This window comes from Candidatus Poriferisodalis sp. (genome assembly GCF_965208555.1).
GTDB lineage: Bacteria > Actinomycetota > Acidimicrobiia > Acidimicrobiales > Poriferisodalaceae > Poriferisodalis.
The window spans coordinates 2969186-2986038 of record NZ_OZ242342.1; the positions used below are offsets into that span (position 1 = coordinate 2969186).

General features: G+C 67.0%; 17 protein-coding genes. 5 read left to right on the forward strand and 12 right to left on the reverse strand.

What is annotated here, in order from left to right:
- Position 1 precedes the first annotated feature (1 nt).
- The 3 genes from ACOGXE_RS13650 to ACOGXE_RS13660 are packed head-to-tail and all read right to left on the reverse strand — an operon-like array spanning position 2 to position 6041.
- On the reverse strand, positions 2-1096 hold the full coding sequence (locus tag ACOGXE_RS13650; protein ID WP_419931451.1) for a hypothetical protein: 1095 nt from the start codon (positions 1094-1096) through the stop codon (positions 2-4).
- The gene (locus ACOGXE_RS13655; RefSeq protein WP_419931452.1) at positions 1093-2697 is read right to left on the reverse strand and encodes a hypothetical protein; all 1605 of its coding nucleotides are present in this window, start codon (positions 2695-2697) and stop codon (positions 1093-1095) included. Before ACOGXE_RS13655 ends, ACOGXE_RS13650 begins: the two co-directional genes overlap by 4 nt.
- Positions 2694-6041 (reverse strand): hypothetical protein, encoded by a 3348-nt coding sequence (locus ACOGXE_RS13660; protein WP_419931453.1) that lies wholly within the window; start codon positions 6039-6041, stop codon positions 2694-2696. Before ACOGXE_RS13660 ends, ACOGXE_RS13655 begins: the two co-directional genes overlap by 4 nt.
- Positions 6042-6266: 225 nt before the next feature.
- On the opposite strand from ACOGXE_RS13660, the gene ACOGXE_RS13665 reads away from it, so the two are divergent.
- Both ACOGXE_RS13665 and ACOGXE_RS13670 read left to right on the forward strand, forming a co-directional pair.
- Positions 6267-6710, forward strand: coding sequence for a hypothetical protein (locus ACOGXE_RS13665; protein ID WP_419864284.1), 444 nt, complete (start codon positions 6267-6269; stop codon positions 6708-6710).
- Positions 6711-6712: 2 nt separating this feature from the next.
- Positions 6713-7252 (forward strand): nucleotidyl transferase AbiEii/AbiGii toxin family protein, encoded by a 540-nt coding sequence (locus ACOGXE_RS13670; protein ID WP_419931454.1) that lies wholly within the window; start codon positions 6713-6715, stop codon positions 7250-7252.
- Positions 7253-7470: 218 nt separating this feature from the next.
- Here ACOGXE_RS13670 and ACOGXE_RS13675 read toward each other — a convergent pair whose 3' ends face one another.
- From ACOGXE_RS13675 to ACOGXE_RS13700, 6 genes are all read right to left on the reverse strand, one after another.
- On the reverse strand, positions 7471-7848 hold the full coding sequence (locus ACOGXE_RS13675) for a type II toxin-antitoxin system VapC family toxin (protein WP_419931455.1): 378 nt from the start codon (positions 7846-7848) through the stop codon (positions 7471-7473).
- The gene (locus ACOGXE_RS13680; RefSeq protein ID WP_419864287.1) at positions 7848-8084 is read right to left on the reverse strand and encodes a hypothetical protein; all 237 of its coding nucleotides are present in this window, start codon (positions 8082-8084) and stop codon (positions 7848-7850) included. Before ACOGXE_RS13680 ends, ACOGXE_RS13675 begins: the two co-directional genes overlap by 1 nt.
- A gap of 369 nt (positions 8085-8453) precedes the next feature.
- On the reverse strand, positions 8454-8984 hold the full coding sequence (locus ACOGXE_RS13685) for a hypothetical protein (protein WP_419931456.1): 531 nt from the start codon (positions 8982-8984) through the stop codon (positions 8454-8456).
- On the reverse strand, positions 8981-9520 hold the full coding sequence (locus tag ACOGXE_RS13690; RefSeq protein WP_419931457.1) for a hypothetical protein: 540 nt from the start codon (positions 9518-9520) through the stop codon (positions 8981-8983). The genes ACOGXE_RS13685 and ACOGXE_RS13690 overlap by 4 nt, the downstream gene beginning before the upstream one ends.
- A gap of 18 nt (positions 9521-9538) precedes the next feature.
- Positions 9539-10066, reverse strand: coding sequence for a hypothetical protein (locus ACOGXE_RS13695; protein ID WP_419931458.1), 528 nt, complete (start codon positions 10064-10066; stop codon positions 9539-9541).
- Between the two features lie 177 nt (positions 10067-10243).
- Positions 10244-10594 carry a hypothetical protein gene (locus tag ACOGXE_RS13700; RefSeq protein ID WP_419931459.1) on the reverse strand — a complete coding sequence of 117 codons (351 nt, stop codon included), beginning with the start codon at positions 10592-10594 and terminating at the stop codon, positions 10244-10246.
- A gap of 648 nt (positions 10595-11242) precedes the next feature.
- On the opposite strand from ACOGXE_RS13700, the gene ACOGXE_RS13705 reads away from it, so the two are divergent.
- From ACOGXE_RS13705 to ACOGXE_RS13715, 3 genes are all read left to right on the forward strand, one after another.
- Positions 11243-12109, forward strand: a complete 867-nt coding sequence (locus tag ACOGXE_RS13705) for a hypothetical protein (RefSeq protein WP_419931460.1) — start codon at positions 11243-11245, stop codon at positions 12107-12109.
- Between the two features lie 61 nt (positions 12110-12170).
- The gene (locus ACOGXE_RS13710) at positions 12171-13511 is read left to right on the forward strand and encodes a CHAP domain-containing protein (RefSeq protein WP_419931461.1); all 1341 of its coding nucleotides are present in this window, start codon (positions 12171-12173) and stop codon (positions 13509-13511) included.
- 280 nt (positions 13512-13791) lie between these two features.
- The gene (locus ACOGXE_RS13715; protein ID WP_419931462.1) at positions 13792-14457 is read left to right on the forward strand and encodes a TetR/AcrR family transcriptional regulator; all 666 of its coding nucleotides are present in this window, start codon (positions 13792-13794) and stop codon (positions 14455-14457) included.
- Here ACOGXE_RS13715 and ACOGXE_RS13720 read toward each other — a convergent pair.
- From ACOGXE_RS13720 to ACOGXE_RS13730, 3 genes are all read right to left on the reverse strand, one after another.
- Positions 14454-14912: an Lrp/AsnC family transcriptional regulator gene (locus ACOGXE_RS13720; protein WP_419931463.1), complete on the reverse strand. Its 459-nt coding sequence runs from the start codon at positions 14910-14912 to the stop codon at positions 14454-14456. The two genes, ACOGXE_RS13715 and ACOGXE_RS13720, sit on opposite strands and share 4 nt — an antisense overlap.
- A 150-nt stretch (positions 14913-15062) precedes the next feature.
- Positions 15063-15941, reverse strand: a complete 879-nt coding sequence (locus ACOGXE_RS13725; RefSeq protein WP_419931464.1) for a type II secretion system F family protein — start codon at positions 15939-15941, stop codon at positions 15063-15065.
- The gene (locus ACOGXE_RS13730; RefSeq protein WP_419931465.1) at positions 15938-16852 is read right to left on the reverse strand and encodes a type II secretion system F family protein; all 915 of its coding nucleotides are present in this window, start codon (positions 16850-16852) and stop codon (positions 15938-15940) included. Before ACOGXE_RS13730 ends, ACOGXE_RS13725 begins: the two co-directional genes overlap by 4 nt.
- Between the last annotated feature and the right edge of the window lies 1 nt (position 16853).

Sequence of the window (16853 nt, forward strand, 5' to 3'; positions counted from 1 at the left end):
GCTACTCACCTCCTGCCGGAGTCGGGCGGTTTGTGATGACCGACGGCGCTATGGCGTCGGCGGGAAGCTGGCCGCGTTCGGTGAGACGCTTGACGGCATCGGCGTAGGCCCGGGCATCGCCGCCGGTGAGATACACCGAGGGGGTGATCCAGTTGTGGCCGGTGATGTGGTGCGTCAGCCAGTCGACGTCTTGCTGGGTCTGCACTGACAGCAGCTCGGGATAGGCGGCGATCAGCTCGGGGTAGTGGGCATGCCAGTGGCCCACGGCCGTCTCCCACAGCTCCAGGAAGGCGCCGATCTCGTTGGGGTGGGCGCGGAACCATTCGCGCTCGGTGAGGAAGACCTCGCCCAGCAGCCGGTCGTTTGGCTGCCCGGACAGCTCGGCGTAGATCTGCGACGCCGACTTGCCGTCGTAGAGAGGCCGCAGCATCCCGCTGCTGAGGTTGGCGACGCTGGCGTCGGGCAGGCAGATGCAGGCGTCGGCGCCGCCGCGCTCGACGGTGTCGCCGACGCCGGAGGTGGCCAGGATGAAGTCGAAGTCGGGGCTTTCCTCGCTGAGATCGAGCGAGTGGGCCTGCTCGACGATCAGCGACCACAGCAGCGTCGAGCCGAGCTGGCTCTCCATGGCGATCTGGCCCTCGACCACCCCGGCGAAGTCGGTGGCCTGCGACGTGCGCTTGATGGCGGCGATCGAGCGGTCGCTGGCGTACTTGCCGATGATGACCGGGTCGCTGCCGAGACCCTCGGAGAACACCGGCACGTCGAGCGCGTCGATGAGGATGATGTCGGCATGGCCGCTGACCAGTGCGGTGAACGGCCGGAACGGGTGGCTGGCCTCGATGCGCAGCCCGTGCTCGGCTTCCCACTCGGCGAGCGTCCCTGAGTCCACCAGCCACTGCCACAGCGGCTCGGAGGGCAGCGCGAAGCGGATCGTGTCGGCGTCGGCAGCCGGCGTCTGCGTTTCGGGCGGCACCTCGCCCGCGGGGGGCTGATTGCCGGCATCGGCCCCGCAGGCCGCAGCCGCCATCGCCGACGCGGCGAGCAGCAGCGTCGCCGCGCTGCGAACGACGCGCTTGGAGGTGAGGTTCTGCTTCATCCGTCCTCCCGGGGCACGTCGGCGGAAGGCTCCAGCCAGTCGGTCACGGCGCGCATGCATCCCCACTCGTCGAGCACGCAGCCGGGATCGGCCTGCAGCACCCGGAACCGGTCCGCGCCGGAGAAGTCGTCGGGCCCGAAGCCCAGGCGGCCGCCGAAACCGGCCTCGTAGCTCGTGGCGGCGAGCTGGGTGACGAACGCCTCGGTCGACGGCGGGCCCGAGATGCGCGACAGCGCGCTCAGCGTCACGTCGAGCGAGTCGCACGTGGCGACCAGCACGCTCCATGCGTCGGTGTGGTGGCGGTGCTCGAACGATTCCTCGTCCGGAGCGGCATTGCGCAGCCCGACGCAGCCGCGGTCCAGCTCGGTCTGCGGGTCGCCGGCGGCCCGGCGGGCGCTGACCAGGAAGAAGTTGTCTGCCTGCGCGGGCGGCGCGCCGGTGAGCGTGAGCGTGGCGCCTTGGATGTCGCTCGCGATCCAGCGGGGACGCCAGCCGATGCGCTCTGCGGCGCGCATCATGCGCCGCAGCTCGAACCAGGGCGCTGTGGCGAAGACCGCCACGACGCCGCTGTCGCGGTGCTCGACTGCTGCGTCTAGGTAGAACTGCTCGATCTCGCCCAGCACCGACCGCTCCGAGGCCGAGAGCCCCGACAGCTCGTTCGCCGCGGCGGCCTGCTCGGCAGTCGTCAGGTCGCTCTCGAGCAGCCGTACACGGTCCTCGGCGCCCAGCAGATCGAGTTGGCCGAACTTGCGCGGGACGTGGGTGATGGTGCCCGGGATGAACAGGGAGCTGCCCGTGACCATCTCCACCTGGTCGAAGTCGCGGCCGATGTTGTCCTGCCATGAGGGAGGCGCCCCCACCGGCGGGCCGTAGAGCAGGCCTGTCTTGTCGCCTTCGGCGAAGATCGCGGACCGTCGAGCCACCTCGATGCTGTTGGCCAGCAGATAGCCGGCGGTGCCGTCGTCGAGGAAGAGCCGGCCCCTGCTGCGCCGCTGCAGGCTGGCGGGCACCGATGCATACAGGCCCAGCATCGGCAGCTCGGCTTCGACGGCGAGGCACTCCACGCCTCGCGCATCGCCGAAGAGGTTGATCACGACGATCGGCTCCACCACGGGCACTGCCCGGCACACCTTGTCGAACGACGACTCGGGGTCGGTCCAGCTCCACTGGTGGACGCTGACCTGCACGCAGCGGCCGTGAATGCCGCCGTTGGCGTTCACCTCGGTGAGGTAGGCCGAGATGCCTCTCCACGGGTCCTCGATGACGAGCGACCCGAGACCCACCTCTTCGAATTCGCCCAGGTCAGGACCGAGGTAGGCGATGCGCACCGCCCTGGCGACGCTGCACTGGTCGGGGCTGAATGCCGAGAGGTCGCCGCCGGCGGAGGCGATGCCCGTGCCGGTCCGTGTCGCCAGCACATCGGTGACCGCTTGAGGCTCGTTTGCGGCAGCACTGCCGGGCTCGGCCACCGGCTGGTCGGCGCCGCCCCCGCACGCCGCCGTGGTGAGTGCCACGGCGACCACGCCGGCGAGCAGCCGCCGTGTCCGCCCGCGCTGGTTGCCGCAACGCCGGTGCCGGCGGCGCAGCGGCGTGAGGTTCATCGGAGCCCTGCGGGATCGATGCCGCCCGCTGCGGACCCGAACTGGGTGCCGCCGAGCTGAGCCAGCGTCTCGGGCGGCACGGCCCGGGCAGCGGTCATGGTGATCGAGATGGGATGCACGACCGCGGTGCCGGTGTCGTCGACGTGGATGCGCCACGGCCAGCGTGCGCTCACTGCCGATGTGGCGCCCACCAGCGAGAGCCGCGACTCGGGCGCAGTGGCGACCTGGCCGGCACGCTGGATGAGCAGATCGTTGCCGGGGCCGATGACCAGCAGCTCGATCATGCCGTCGCCCGGGCCGTATGCGTTGGCCAGCAGGGTTTCGAGCTCGGGCGAGTCGTAGCTGGCGAAGCTGACGGCCTCCCAGCCGATCATGCCGGACGCGTTCTCGAATCCCACGGCGGTGATGCGCAGGTGGTCTGCCATCGGCGAGGAGCCGAGCGTGCCGACGATGGCGCCGAGCAGGCTGGCCGCGGGCGCGCTGGGCCCCGAGACGGCGAGGCAGCCGAGCTGCTCGAGGTTGAGCAGCAGCGGGCCCTCGAAGGTGTTGCCCACCGGCACCAGCGCAGGGCACAGCGACGGCCCCTGCCCGATGGCGCCGAGGTCTCGTGCGGTGACCCCTTGGGGCAGCTCCAGCACGAAGCCGCCCGAGGCCGACCGCCAGCCCGGCGGCGTGGGGATGGGCCGGTCCAGCAGCACTTCGAAGCCGTAGGTGCCCGACCGCACCGCCAGCACGTTCGGCCTGGGACGCTGCTGGCCGACCGTGACGGCGTACAGGTGCCGCATGGCAGCCTCGATGAGCTCGAGCGATTCGCTGCCGGCGGACTGCAGCAGCGACTGCTCGATGGCGTCGGGCGCCCCCGCGGCACGCTGACTCTGCCTGCGGCGGCGTGCGAGCTGCCACAGAAGCATCGCGTCGCCGACCGCGGTCCCGGCGAGACTGCGGCCCACCGGAGAGGTTTGGGCCGCAGTCGTGAGCCCGCCGGGAGTGGTGCCGGTCACCGAAGGAAGGAAGTGAGGCACCCGGGGCGCCTCTGCCTCCGGCGGCCGCGGGGGCGCCTCGGCTGTGCTGGCGCCGGGCATGCCTGCGTACGGCGCCGATGGATCGAGGGGCGGGGGCATCGCCGGTGGCTCGTCGACCCACTCTTCGAAGGTGGGGGGCGGCTCGAGCGGCGCGGCTGCCGGGGGTTCCGCATACGCAGGCGGCGGCCCGTCCACCGTCGCTGAAGCCGGCGGCGCCTCGGGAAGTGGCGGTTCTGCCACCGGTGCCTCAGCGGGCGGCGGTTCTGCCACGGGCGGCCCAACGAGCAGCGATTCGTCGATGAACGGCTCGTCGACGAGCGGTTCCGCATCGGGCAGCTCGGGCTCAACATATGCGGGCTCGGCCGCCACCTCGTCGACAATCTCAGCGTCGACGATGTCATCGTCGTGCGGCAGCTCGGCGGCCTCGATGGCCTCCTCGACTGCTTGAACCAGGCCGGTCAACTCGGCAGTGTCGACCACCGGCGGTGGAGCATCGACGACATCTGCGGCGCCGGCCTCGGCTTCATCAGCGAGTTGTTCGACGATGTCGACAGGCGCATCGACGATGACCTCGACGTCGGCCTCATCAGCAACTTTCTCGACGATGTCGGCAGGCGCTTCGACGGCCTCTGCGGCTTCGGGAGCTTCGGGTTCGAGATCCTCGGCCGGGGGTGCCTCGTCCACCGGCTCGATCTCGAACGTGACACCGGCATCGGGCGGTTCGGCGAGAAGCGCTTGGAGCGGGTCGAAGTCTTCGACAACCGAGGTGTCAGGTTCAGACTCGACTGGCATCGCGGCTTCGAGGTCGACCGCTGGCTCGACGCTCTCCGCTGCCTCGGTTTCGTCCTCGTCGACGAGGTCTTCATCGAGTTCTGCCTGGTGCTCGTCGCTCGGCGCGTCCTCTGGGATCTCGACAGCGACCGGTTCGTCGAGGTCGGCTTCGACCTCGACGTCAGTCTCGACCTCGAGGTACACGTCCTCGATGTCGCCCTCGTGCTCGGTTGCTGCGGGCATCTCGAAGGCCGCCGGCGGCATCGGGGGCACGTCGGCATCGGGCGCTGCTTCGGTCTCAGAAGGCGCCTCGGTATCGCTCTCTGCGCTGCGAGCCGCAATCTGAGCGACATCGGGCAGTTCGATGCCGAGCGGCGACTGCTCGCCCTCGGGCAAGGCGCCCTGGGTGAGGCCGCGCCAGAACGGCACCACTTCCTCGGGCGACGGCTCGCGGCCCCAGGCCGTGTACAGGAACGTCTCGGCCAGCGTCCACAGGTACACCGGGTCGGGGCGGCCCCATGGCAGGGGATCGCCGGGCAGGGCGAGCGCAGCCCCCTCGGGCACCAGTTCGTCAGGATCGAGGTCGGCGATGCCGGGATAGGCCGCGTTCAGTGCCCGCAGCTCCGACCAGCGCTCGGGGGCGTTGAGGAACTGTGCGGCGACGCTGCGCAGCGTGTCCTCGGTGCGGGCGATGTAGTACCCCCGCACCGGCACCACCATGGGCGGCTCGTGCTGAGCCGGAGCGATCTCGCTCGACGGCGCTTCGGCCGGCAGCGCGATCTCGCCTTCGCTGACATCGTCCGGTACCGCATCCTCGGCCGCCGCGTCTGCCGCATCGTCGCCAACGTCGAACTCTTCCGGCGCGGCATCTGCGAGGCCGTCGTCGGCGGGGCCGATCTGCTCGGGTTCGGCATCCGCGACAGCGTCGTCGGCGTCGAAGTCGATGAGCGGTTCGGGCGGTTGGCCGTCGCCATTGTCGAAGCTGATGCCCGGCTCGGCGCGGGGCGTGGCTGCCATGGGCGGCATCCACGGCGATGGTTCCTCCGTCGCCGATTCGGCCGATGGGTCGGCCAGCGCATCTTCCGCGACCGCCTCGTCGTCTGCCGATGCCTCGCTTGCAGGCTCGTCTTCGGTCGCCGGTTCGTCGCCGCCCTCTGAGGTCGGACCGAAAGCGCCGCGCATCTCCTCAGAGAGCGGCCCGGGGTCTGTCACCTGCCCGACCCGCTGGATCATCGGCACCGACGACGGTATGGCGGCCGGGTCGGCAGGCAGCGGCGGCGTGAACTCTGCGCCCGCCTCGTTGTCGGGCGGCTGCGGGGCAGGGGAGGGCGGACTGTCGTTAAACGACTCGTCGAACAGCGGGCCCGACTGCCGGTACCACGGCTCGGAGGACTCGCCGCCCGCGGCATCGTCGCCGCCGCCGTCGGGCAGTTCGGACGCCGGCAGCGGCCCCGGCGGGGGCGCCTTCTTGCGCTTCTTGCCTCGCCGTTCAGTCCGAGGGTTCAGAGCCGCGTCGGACTCCTGGGCCACCTTCGGACGTCGGCGGAACATTCGCGAGAGGAATCCACGTCGAGCCACAGCACTTCAAAGAATAATCCACACTCTTCTTCTCTGTGTCCACTCGCCCCTCCGACTCCTGCTCGCACTCGAGCCGGCGCGACACGGGCCGGTCCAGACAGATCATCAAGCAACTGAGCCCGCCAAGCGATTGACGGGCGGAGCGAGGGGCTGCGGCGTTCGGCGGCTGGCAATTCCGGTGCCGTTACGCTGGCTGCCATGGCCGGTCTCGGCAGCGCAGACGCCGCTGACGACGGCGCGAACAGCCCGGGGCAGAGCGACCAGCCGCCGAACGCTCTGTGGCGCTACGTCCCGGCGCTGCGCAGGGAGGACGAGGAGTGGCGGCTGCGACTGCTGCTGCATGACTTCGGGCTGGTGTGGGAGAGCACGCCGGCCGGGCAGCGATTGGCGCTTGTCAGCCGCGAGCCCGACAGCGTGGATCCGCGTTGGGATGCGTTCCTGGCTGCCTACGCGGAGCATCGCTGCATCGAAGACGGCATCGAGCCGCCCGCGTGGACGCAGCAGCGCGAACGCCATCTGCGGGCGTTCTGGTACGCAGGCGGCTGCCACGACTACGACCGGGTGCGCACGATCGTGACGACACCGATCACCTTCGAGGCTCACGGCATATGGATCCCGCGCGAAGAGCTCGCGGTCGTTTAGGCGTGGAACCGCTCGGCGCAGCTGACATCCGGGAGGCACTGGACGATCTTGCGCGGCGGCTGTCTCGCAGAGGCGTGGTCGCCCGCATCTACGTCGCCGGCGGAGCGGCCATGGCGTTGATGTACGACGAGCACCGCCTTACTCGTGACGTCGATGCGTCGATCTCTGCCGGCTACGACGAAGTCATGCGGGCAGCGCATGAGATCGCCAGCGAACGTGGCTGGCCGTCGACATGGATCAACGAACAGGCGACGATGTACATGCCACGAGAGCATGACCGGCACGGTGCAATCGCATATGAGCAGCCGGGTCTGTCCGTTGTCGCCGCATCCGTTGAGCACATGATCGCCATGAAGGCACGCTCGGCACGTCGAACTGACGAGTCCGATTTCCGCCGCTTGCTGAGACACGGGAACATCAGCTCTGCTGACGACGTTGCGGGGATCGTGGCCCGAGTGTTCCCGGGCGAAGCGCTCGGGCCACGGCAGGTGCGATGGGTTGACCAGATGGTCACGGCGATCGACGAGGATCCGCACGGCTGAAAGAGCGGTGCGTAACTGGAGCTTGCCTGTACATGGCAAGCGAAAATGCCGGTTGACGAGCGGTGAGTTGCCTGGGGTGCGGCACGTGACCGACCTCACTCTGGCGTGAAGCGGGTTGAGCTCGTTAGATCCTCAAGCAACTGAGCCCGCCAAGCGATTGACGGCCGGGGCAAGAGGCTGCGGTGTTCGACGCTGACAATTCCGTCGGGAGGACTCGCTCAGCGCCAGGATTCGGCGAGGGGTGCGGCTGCGCCGAGATGGGCGCTGAGCTGCACGAAGTCGCTGACGTCGGCGGTGATGATTCGATCTCCGAGGTAGATGGCGCAGGCGAGCAGATGGGCGTCCACGACATCGGAGGTACCCGACCTCCGCAACAGCTTGCCGACATCCTGATACTGATCCGAGGCAAAGGGGCGAATATCGAGCGTCGGCAGGAAGCGGGCGAGGCGGGCCTGCCGTGCGCCGTCAGGCCACACCTGTGCGACGACCGGCGCTGTGGTGCGCAGCGGCTCTTCTTCCAAGAGCGTGGCCTCGATGAACTCTTTCGCGTCTGGCTCGTCCCGATCAATGGCGATCAACAAGCTTGCGTCGATCATCACCGATCTGAGAAGAACCGTTTGCGCATGGCTGCGACGCCTTCGGGGTCGGGCGGCCCTGACTCAGCCGACCATGCGTCCATGAAGTCCGCCAGAGCGAGCCGCCGATTCCGGTCTTGGGCAAGCATCTGGAGCCCGTGCTTGATCGCCCCTGAACGGCCGCCGTACACGGCAGCAAGCTCGTCCAGCAATGCGCGTTCCTCGTCATTGAGACGCACAGTCGTCGTTTCGGACATGCCCTAAGAGTACCACCTATGTGCTACAGCCGGCGCTGCTCAGGGAGGACGAGGAGTGGCGGCTGCGACTGCTGCTGCATGACTTCGGGCTGGTGTGGGAGAGCACGCCGGCGGCTGCCATGACTACGACCGGGTGCGCACGATCGTGACGACACCGATCACCTTCGAGGCACACGGCATTTGGATCCCGCGGGAAGAGCTCGCGGTCGTATAAGCGTGGAACCGCTCGGACCACGACAGGTGCGATGGGTTGACCAGATGGTCAAATCGACCGACGAAGATCCGGACGGCGGAGAGAGCGAGACGTAACTGGAGCTTGCTTGGACACGGCGAGCGAGGAGTCCAGAATCTGAGAGCCGGGGCATCAGGTCAGGCGCGCAGGGGGCACTCGGGGAGGTAGCCGAGCGCGGGCTGGCCGCCCGGTCCCACCAGTTCCGCTTCTGCTGCACCGGTCGCACCGATCAGCTGCTCCCGGCGGAACACGCCGATGACGGATCGGTTCGTGTAAGAGGTGAGCACTGTCACCTCCACTCGAGTCCCGACGCAGTCCAATGCCGCCACCTCGGTGAACGCGCCGTACAGCGGCCCCGCCGTGACCATCCGGTCGTCGGCGGCGGCTCGTGCCTGTTCCAGTGTGCCGCCGGCCGCCACCGTGGCAGCAGCTACCCGAGCTGCCTCGTTGGCGTTGTGCACGGCGTGCTGCCGGGCGGTGATGAGCCGTGGCGCGTCGTACGCAATGCCGCCGAAGAGCAGCAGCGCCGCCGCGACGATGGCAATGAACATCGAGTAGTCGCCCCGCTCGTCGCGCTCACAGCGCTGCGCGGCCTGGGCGGCCATGCCTCGGTTGCGGGACCTGCTGCGCAGCGGCTTCTGGCGCGCAGACGTCCAGTGCCAGCTCATGGTCCCGGCGGCATTCGGTGCCGGAACGGGTCGATCGTCGCGACGCCGACGACGGAGCGGCTGATGTCCACCAACGGCAGGAACACCCCCGCATGACTCGGCGGGAGATCGCAGTTCATGCGCACCCTGACATATCCACCTACGGGCACAACGTTCGGGTCACCGGCACTGTTGGTCTCAGACACGACGGCCTGGGAGACGTCCCGGAATTCGACGATGGTTTCTGAGGCGTCGGTCACATCGTTCTGGCAGTCCAGTCGGTTCCAGGGTCCGGCGTACACAGCGATGCTCTCCAGGGCCGCGTCGGCTGCGTCGCCCACAAGCAGGCAGCACAGCGACGCGGTGTGCGCTGCCCGGTCGGCTACTGCCTGGAGCGCCTGCTCGGTGCGCGACGTGAACGTGATGCCCTGCAGGAGGGCGATCACCAGCAACAGCATCGGGAAGATGATCGCGACACCGATGGCGGTACCCGTGCCCCGCTCGTCGCCTGCCGTTGCCGCCCCGCCACCGATCTTGCCGGAGTGCATGCGCCCCATGGTCAGCACGCCATTCGCTCAGCAGGCCCCGGCGTCGGCGCGCGTCGGAGCACTATTGCCAACCAGGTCGAGCGGGCCGCAGGCGACACCGATTACCTCGATCTGGCCGAGCATTGGCGACACGATTGAGCCGAAGGTGAGGACCTTCACCACGCCGGCCTCGTTATCGACGACAACGGCTGGTGGCTGGTACTGGCCGACCATGTTCGTCGAGGCCCGCATGGCCGCCCAGGTGGCGGAAGCGCCCTGACATTGCCGCTCACTGAAGGTCAGAAGATCTACCTCACCCCCGGTATCGAGGTCAGTCAGCGGCGGACACAGAGCGGGATCCGTGGCGCCCCCCAATGGAGCAGCTTGCGCAGCCGCCACACCGCTGTCGGCCGCCGCTTGGGCTGCAGTGCTCGCTAGCGAATGCAGCACGACATGCACGCCGATCAAGATCGTGATCAGCACCCCCCCGAACAGGATGGCGACCGGAAAGACCTCGCCGGATTCACGAATGCAGCGCGAGCGCCGAACCAGACTCCTAGTCGACGTGTTTCTCATCCGACTTCAATGAGGTCGGTGAACATATGCAGATCGTCCTGTGTCGCTGCGTCGTCGCTCCACGCCAGCGCAGGATTTGGCTCGTAAGCCACGGTCTAAGTGCAGATGGCCCCGCCACCCGGAGCGGACTGATCGTCCGAACCAAGTGGCGGGGCCATCTGGTGACTAGCTGTTAGATCAAACGGTGAAGATGCACAGCACGCTGTCGGCGTCCGACGTGAACGCTCCTCCGCGTGACGTGCAATCTTGCGACGAGAAGGCGCCGGCAGGACCGGAGACGGAGCATGAACTCGTGGGGACAAACGCGACCGCCGCGACGTTGCTTGAGAGAGCGAGGAGGGTGTTCCCGGGAGTCAGCGCGCCGCCCCCGGTGAGGTTCTCACCGGTGCTGTCGCACAGTTCGAAGGAGTCTGTTGGATCAATTCCGATGTTCACGGCCTCCAAGTTGTCTTGGACTTCGCCGGCCCGGCTGAGCAGCACCCCGGCGACGCCGCCGGCGATGACCAGCATCACGACGATGATGATCACCGTCTGTAGGGCGATGCCTCGGTTGTCGGCGTAGGCGGGCGACCAACTTCGGCGGGATGCCAAGAATGCCGCTGCGAGTACCGCCGGTACTCCTACTGCCAATGCAAGCGTTTCAGCCATCGCGCCCCTCCCTGGTCGGGCTTGGGGCAACGCGATCTGCACTACCACCAAGCATGCGCTGACGTTCTGCCCAAGCTGTCATGGCCATGGGTTCATGTCAAGGAAGAAGCATCATTCTTCGTTTTTCTCAACGCACAGGCCAGCGGCAACACCCCCGCAGCGCCGACGCCACGCCTCTTACGCGCGACAGCGGAGCTGTCACTGGGCAGATGTTGAAGCTGCGGGACCGCTTCGGGTTCGGTGGAGCCGACTGTCTACGCATCGCTGGGCTTGTTGATCTCGGCCACGGTGACCGCGGGCAGCAGCGACTGACCTGCATTGACCTTTCGGCAGTTGAAGTGGGGAGAAATTTCACTATGGGCTAGATCACTACTGCACGAATAATCAAAGACGACTACAGTGCAGATAATGTTGCCCATTATGGAGATTCGCCGACTGCTCGTTGACTTTCGCTCCGCTGGGGGGTCGATCGCTCACAATGAGCGCTGCCGGCCGCGGCTTCGCTCACGCCACCGGCGGCGGGCATGCGTGGCGTCGGCAGTTGCAGCGGTGATGCTCATCACCACGGCGTCCGCTGCATGGGCTGTTCCCGATCTCCCCGCCAACACCGACTGCAGCGCGAACGCGGTGCTGGCGAAGCTCGGCGTGGTCGAGGATCGGGCCGCTGCCAACATGCTCGCAGAGGCGCTTCGAGGCCCGTCCGCCGGTGGCCGCTGCCTTCTCGACGTCGGTGACGCAGACCCGGGGGCGGCGAATGCAGCGACACGACGCGGCGCCGCGGGCGCACAGCGGGTCTTCGTCGTCGGCGGCCCGGCAGCGGTCCCGGACTCCTGGCTCCGATCCACCCTGGGCATCAGCGACTACGTCCGCATAGCCGGCGGCAATCGCTGGGACACCCAAGCAGCAGTCGCCGCCGCAATCATCGCCATTGCAACTGGCAAGGAGGTCCGCCAGTACGACGGGGCGCCGCCCAGCGCGCCGCAGCTGCCGCCCAATGCGAGTTGCGAAGAAGCTGCGGTCATCGTCAAGCTCGGCGTGGTCGAGGACCGGGCCGCTGCGAACATGCTGGCTGAGGCCCTCAGGGCACTCTCGATACTCGGAACGTCCCGCTGCCTGATCGACGCCGGGGACCCGAGTTCAGGTGCCGCGCCGGTCCCAGACCAGGTTGCGAGCGCTGCTCAGGCAGCGGAGGTCTACATCGTCGGGGGGCCCGCAGCGATTCCGGACGCCTGGCTGGCCCGCCATTTCGACCTTGCGGCCCAGGAGCGCGTCGCGGGCGCGGACCGCTGGGACACCCAGGCACGCGTCGCAGCGCTGATCGTCTCGCTGGCGATTGCACGCAGTCCGGCAGGGCACGACGCAGGCCCCGATGAGGGCATCGAGAGCATCGGTTAGGGAGGTCATGACAGTGCGATCGACACAGTCCCGACAGACTGCCGCGGCGAGCGTCCGCCGTATGAGGATCCCGCGACTCAGTGAGCTGCGCCGCGCAGCGCTCGGGCTCGTTGCCGCGACGCTCCTGGTCGTGGGAGCGCCGCTGCACGCCGCGGCACAGGCGGACCCGACCGACTGGTACGTGAACGATGATCCTCGCCTCGAGGGACCGAATCAGTACTGGTACTGGGGCCAGACAGGCATGGGCTACGGCACCAACAACTACCGGTACACCTATGCCATCGGCGGAGATGCTCAACGTGAGAACTGGGCAGTCTGGGACATGGGCGCCCGGATCGGTCGCCAAGAGCTGCAGGTCTATGTGCCCTGCAACCACGCGACGGCGACCGTCACCTATGAGATCCAGATCGGCGCCTCCAGCCACCGAAGCGAGGTAGCGCAGCTCCACGAGTGCGGGCAGAACCAATGGACGTCTCTCGGCGAGTTCGACGCGAACGGCAACAACGTGACCGTTGTGCTGGCGGACAATGCGTCGCAGCATCACTGGGCACAGAACGGCCTTGTCTGGTCCAGCATCGGCGTCGACGCAATCCGAGCTCGATGCGCCTCAAGCTGCGGGATCGATGGTCGCCCGTTGCCGCCGACCGGCCTCAGCGTCGCCACCGCCCCGCACTCCTTGGACAGGGTCCGGGTCACTCTCGAGTGGGACGCCGCGGTGGGGCCGCCGGTCGACTCGTACCGCATCGTGTACTCGCTTGGCTTCCTGAGCTGGCCGTTCGAGTCTCGAACCACCAGTCACAGCGTGCATGCGCCAGTGCATCGGACCTATGAGATTGCCGTCATCGCCGTCAACAGCGCCGGTGAGAGCGACGCGGTGCGCACCAGCGTCACGACGACGCTCGAACCAGCGCCGATGCCCTCTGGCGACCGCATCTCCTCTGCCGATCCCCACGACTACGAGTACGGCTTCGGCTGGTGCCCGGACGCCGCGGACAGGTGGAACATGGTGCAGCGACAGTGCACCTCCTACGTTGCCTGGCGGCTGAACGATGCGGGAATTCCCTTCCACAACACCTACGACAACAACGGTGCCGGCCAGCTGCCGTGGAGCTGCACGACCTGGTGCGGACGCAAGTGGGGAAACGCAGCGCAGTGGGCCGATGCAGCTCGCGCCGTCGACATCGCTGTTGATCAGCAGCCGAGGCGGGGCTCAGTCGCCCAATGGACGACGACCGCATTCGGGCACGTGGCCTATGTCGAGAGAGTCGAGGATGACGGCAACACCATCGTCATATCGGACTCCAACGGCGACGGCAGCTGCAATCTGCGCACGGAGGTGACGATTCGGCGGACCGACTCGAACTGGCCGAGCAATTTCATCCACTTTGAACAGATTCGGTGACGAGTGGCGCACATCGCCGTACCGACAACTGGCCGCGGACGGGGCGGTTCATTGAACTAGGGGTTCTTCAAGGAAGAAGCAGATATTTCCAGTGATATCTAGTGGTATTCATATGATGTCAGACTTCCTTCCAGGCCTGTGATCTCGACATATGCCTGGCAGCATCATCTGCAAGTAACTGCTATTATGCGTGTGCAAAAGCACCGTCGGAGTTCTGCTGTAGCAGAACATTGTGGCAAATGGTCGGCGATTGTTTGCAACTGCAAAAGGTGACTGCGAGATGGAACAACAGCCGAGCAGCGACGCTGGGGCGCATCAGCATGGCTGTGAGCTCGGTGATGATTGCAGTGTTCGCCAGCACCTCATTGATGCCGCGATTGAGTGTTTCGGCCAGAATGGCTATGAGGGAACAACGCTCGAAGCCATCGCTCTGGAAGGCGCTCTCAGCATCACTGATATCCACATGCACTGGCCTGACAAGCTGTCGCTCTTCTTGTCTGCGATCGAAACTTCGGCCTCACGACGCGCGACAGCACTGGTTGACCAGATTGCGATGCCGCCAGAGCAGAAACTGTCGCTGCTCGGTGCCAATTTGGTGTTGCCCAATCGGGATGGTCACCGCGGCTTGATTCTTGAAGCCTGCCAGCAGGGCAGGCACTCTCCCGCAGTTCGCGCCCGTCTGCGGGATTTTCTGACGGCTGAGCGAGGCACTTTGGCGTCAATGATTGAAGCAGGCAAAGCATCCGATGTCATCGACCCTTCACTGACAACCGACAGCCTGGTCGTAGCGTGTTTGTCCTTCAGTCTCGGAACCAACTTGGTTCTGTCCGTCGGCGAGCCTGAGCTCTCAAGACCGAGCCGTGCTGAGTGGGATCGTTTGGTCGTGCGGATCATGAGGGCTCTCGCGCCCATCACGATGCCTTCGGACCCATCTGTTCCGAGTTAACTCTCCATCGCGTCTGGAGCATTCGGCCAGTTTCCGTGCTGTGTCGCTGTTACCAGGTTCATTGAGACGCGGGTGACGCCAGCTATTGTCTGAACTCTCTTGTCGATCAAGTCCAAGAGATGTGCAACATCGCGACAGTAAATCTCGACCAACACTTCGTATTGACCCGCAAGAGTCGCAACTAACCCTGTTTCGTCTAGGTCAAGCAGTGCTGCTGAAATGTCGTCCTTGGCAGTCGGTTCAGCGTTCAATATCAAGAAAGCATGAACACCAAACCCCAATTGTTCATGGTCGAATCGCGCATAGAAGTCGACAAGACCGCTTGAGCGCATTTGGTTTATTCGGTTGCGAACAGTACCGGGACTTACGTCAAGAATGTCAGCTATGCTGCGATACGAGGCGCGACTGTCCTGATGCAGCAAACGCAGGATCCGGAGGTCGGTCGCGTCGATCATCGCGGCCGCATCTTACTCGCGCACCTTGTTGGGCAGATTTGCTACTCGCTCAATCCTATTCGCAGTTCACTGCATATTCGGCATGCCCGCTTCGCGCGTCTTGTGCGCCTGTTGTTCGATCCGACGCGGTCAGTCGCCGCGAAAGACTCCTCAGAAGCCGGTGGGGATGGAGTCGGAGTTCAAGATGCCGGCGAGGGGCGGGTAGCCCATCAGCACCATGAACGCTCCGCCGATGAGCGCCAGGGGAGCGCCCATCTTCTCGCTGGCAGATGCGGCTTCGGCATCGGCCTCGGCCAGGGACTTGTTGCGCGCCGCCTCGACCTGGCTCAGGATCGCCTGCCGCGAACCCGCACCGGTGGTGCCCGCCAGCTCCAGCGCGGCGATGAACGGCTCCATGAACCGCAGCCGGCGCGACTCGCTCAGCCGGCGCAAGCCGTCCCACGGCGGCTCGCCCAGCGCCGAGGACTCGGCCAGCGCATCGCGTATGGCGGTGAACGCCGGCTGATTGGAACAGCGCGCCGCAGCGTTGAGCGCAGCGTGCTCGTCGGAACCCGCCGTCACGAGCTGCGCGACCAGCTCCAGCCACGCCTCCGACGACTGCTTGAAGCGCTCGCGCTCTTTCTCTGCGTCGGTCTTCAGCATCGAATCGGGCAGCCACCAGCCCAGCAGCGCGCCGCCGGCAGCGCACGCCACGATCAGCATCGGCGGAATGGACACGCCCATGGCGACCGTGAACATCACGGACACGACGATGATCAGCACAGCGCCTGCGACCAGGCCGCCCAGCTTCGTCAGCGCGTGGATCTCGAGCGTTCGCCCCACCATGGCCGCGTCCTGGCCCAGCTGCTGCTTGCGCTGCAGGTCGCGCTCGACACGGCCGGCCGCACGCCGCGTCGCCCCGCGCATGCCCGACCCCGACGCATCCAGACCGGGAAGCGTCAGCTGGGGCGGCCTGCGACGCAGACCCAAGCCGATGAGCATGATGCCGAGCCCCACCACAGCGCCCATCGCCAGCACCTGCGAAGTCATGACTGCGCCGCCTCGGTCGTGGCCGCCAGCCCGGCCAGCTTCTCTTCGAGCTCGCGCTGGTCAAGCAGCCGCACCGGCGCCCCCGAGGCGGACAGCTTCAGCACCCACAGGATGTTCCCGAAGATCATCACGCCGACGGCCAGCAGGATGATCTGGCCGGTCAGCGACCCGAACGGGTCGAAGAAGCCCCGGTTGAACGCGAACATCAGCACCACCGACACCACCGTGATGCCGGTGATGGACACCACCTGGGTCCAGGTGCGGGCATTGGCGACCTCGTTGCGGCGGCGCATCTCCACCTCGTTGCGCATGGCGCGGGCCACGCTCTCGAACGCCTCGGTGATGCGGGCGCCCGAATCCCAGGCGATGTTCATGCCCAGCACCAGGCGGTCGGCGTAGGGCGACTTCATCTGGGCGGCGAACCAGTCCAGCGCCGGCGCGAGGCCGACCGTGCCGGCCAGCGACGCGAGCTGGGTGACGTGAGGCCGCAGCATGGGCGGCGCGCTCGGCGCCGACAGCGTGACCGCCTCGAACAGCGAACCGCTGGCCGACACCAGGTCGCGGATCTGCTCGGTCCACTGCGAGTAAGCCTCGATCTCGTCGGCCACCGCCCGGCGCTGGCGGGGAACGGCGACCATCCTGGGAACGATGAACCCGGTGGCCGCGCCGATCAGCACGGCGACCGGCCACCCGGTGGCGTACCACGTGCCGAAAGCCAGCAGCACGGCCAGGCCCAAGCTCCCCAGGAGCTGTGTGTCGACGCCCTGCGTGCGTGCCCGCAGTTCCTTGGTCTGGAAGCTGCGCAGGCGTTGCCGAGGCGGGCGGGCGGGCAGCTTGAGCAGGCCGATCAGCAGCGTGACTGCGCCCAGGCCGGCAAGCGCACCGAAGGCCACCGAGGCGAAGCCGTGCACG

What these genes read in the sequence shown, in the direction of transcription:
- ACOGXE_RS13650 (WP_419931451.1), bottom strand. Translation starts at nt 1,096, where the DNA reads ATGAAGCAGAACCTCACCTCCAAGCGCGTCGTTCGCAGCGCGGCGACG.
- ACOGXE_RS13655 (WP_419931452.1), bottom strand. Translation starts at nt 2,697, where the DNA reads ATGAACCTCACGCCGCTGCGCCGCCGGCACCGGCGTTGCGGCAACCAG.
- ACOGXE_RS13660 (WP_419931453.1), bottom strand. Translation starts at nt 6,041, where the DNA reads ATGTTCCGCCGACGTCCGAAGGTGGCCCAGGAGTCCGACGCGGCTCTG.
- ACOGXE_RS13665 (WP_419864284.1), top strand. Translation starts at nt 6,267, where the DNA reads ATGGCCGGTCTCGGCAGCGCAGACGCCGCTGACGACGGCGCGAACAGC.
- ACOGXE_RS13675 (WP_419931455.1), bottom strand. Translation starts at nt 7,848, where the DNA reads ATGATCGACGCAAGCTTGTTGATCGCCATTGATCGGGACGAGCCAGAC.
- ACOGXE_RS13680 (WP_419864287.1), bottom strand. Translation starts at nt 8,084, where the DNA reads ATGTCCGAAACGACGACTGTGCGTCTCAATGACGAGGAACGCGCATTG.
- ACOGXE_RS13685 (WP_419931456.1), bottom strand. Translation starts at nt 8,984, where the DNA reads ATGAGCTGGCACTGGACGTCTGCGCGCCAGAAGCCGCTGCGCAGCAGG.
- ACOGXE_RS13690 (WP_419931457.1), bottom strand. Translation starts at nt 9,520, where the DNA reads ATGGGGCGCATGCACTCCGGCAAGATCGGTGGCGGGGCGGCAACGGCA.
- ACOGXE_RS13695 (WP_419931458.1), bottom strand. Translation starts at nt 10,066, where the DNA reads ATGAGAAACACGTCGACTAGGAGTCTGGTTCGGCGCTCGCGCTGCATT.
- ACOGXE_RS13710 (WP_419931461.1), top strand. Translation starts at nt 12,171, where the DNA reads ATGAGGATCCCGCGACTCAGTGAGCTGCGCCGCGCAGCGCTCGGGCTC.
- ACOGXE_RS13715 (WP_419931462.1), top strand. Translation starts at nt 13,792, where the DNA reads ATGGAACAACAGCCGAGCAGCGACGCTGGGGCGCATCAGCATGGCTGT.
- ACOGXE_RS13720 (WP_419931463.1), bottom strand. Translation starts at nt 14,912, where the DNA reads ATGATCGACGCGACCGACCTCCGGATCCTGCGTTTGCTGCATCAGGAC.
- ACOGXE_RS13725 (WP_419931464.1), bottom strand. Translation starts at nt 15,941, where the DNA reads ATGACTTCGCAGGTGCTGGCGATGGGCGCTGTGGTGGGGCTCGGCATC.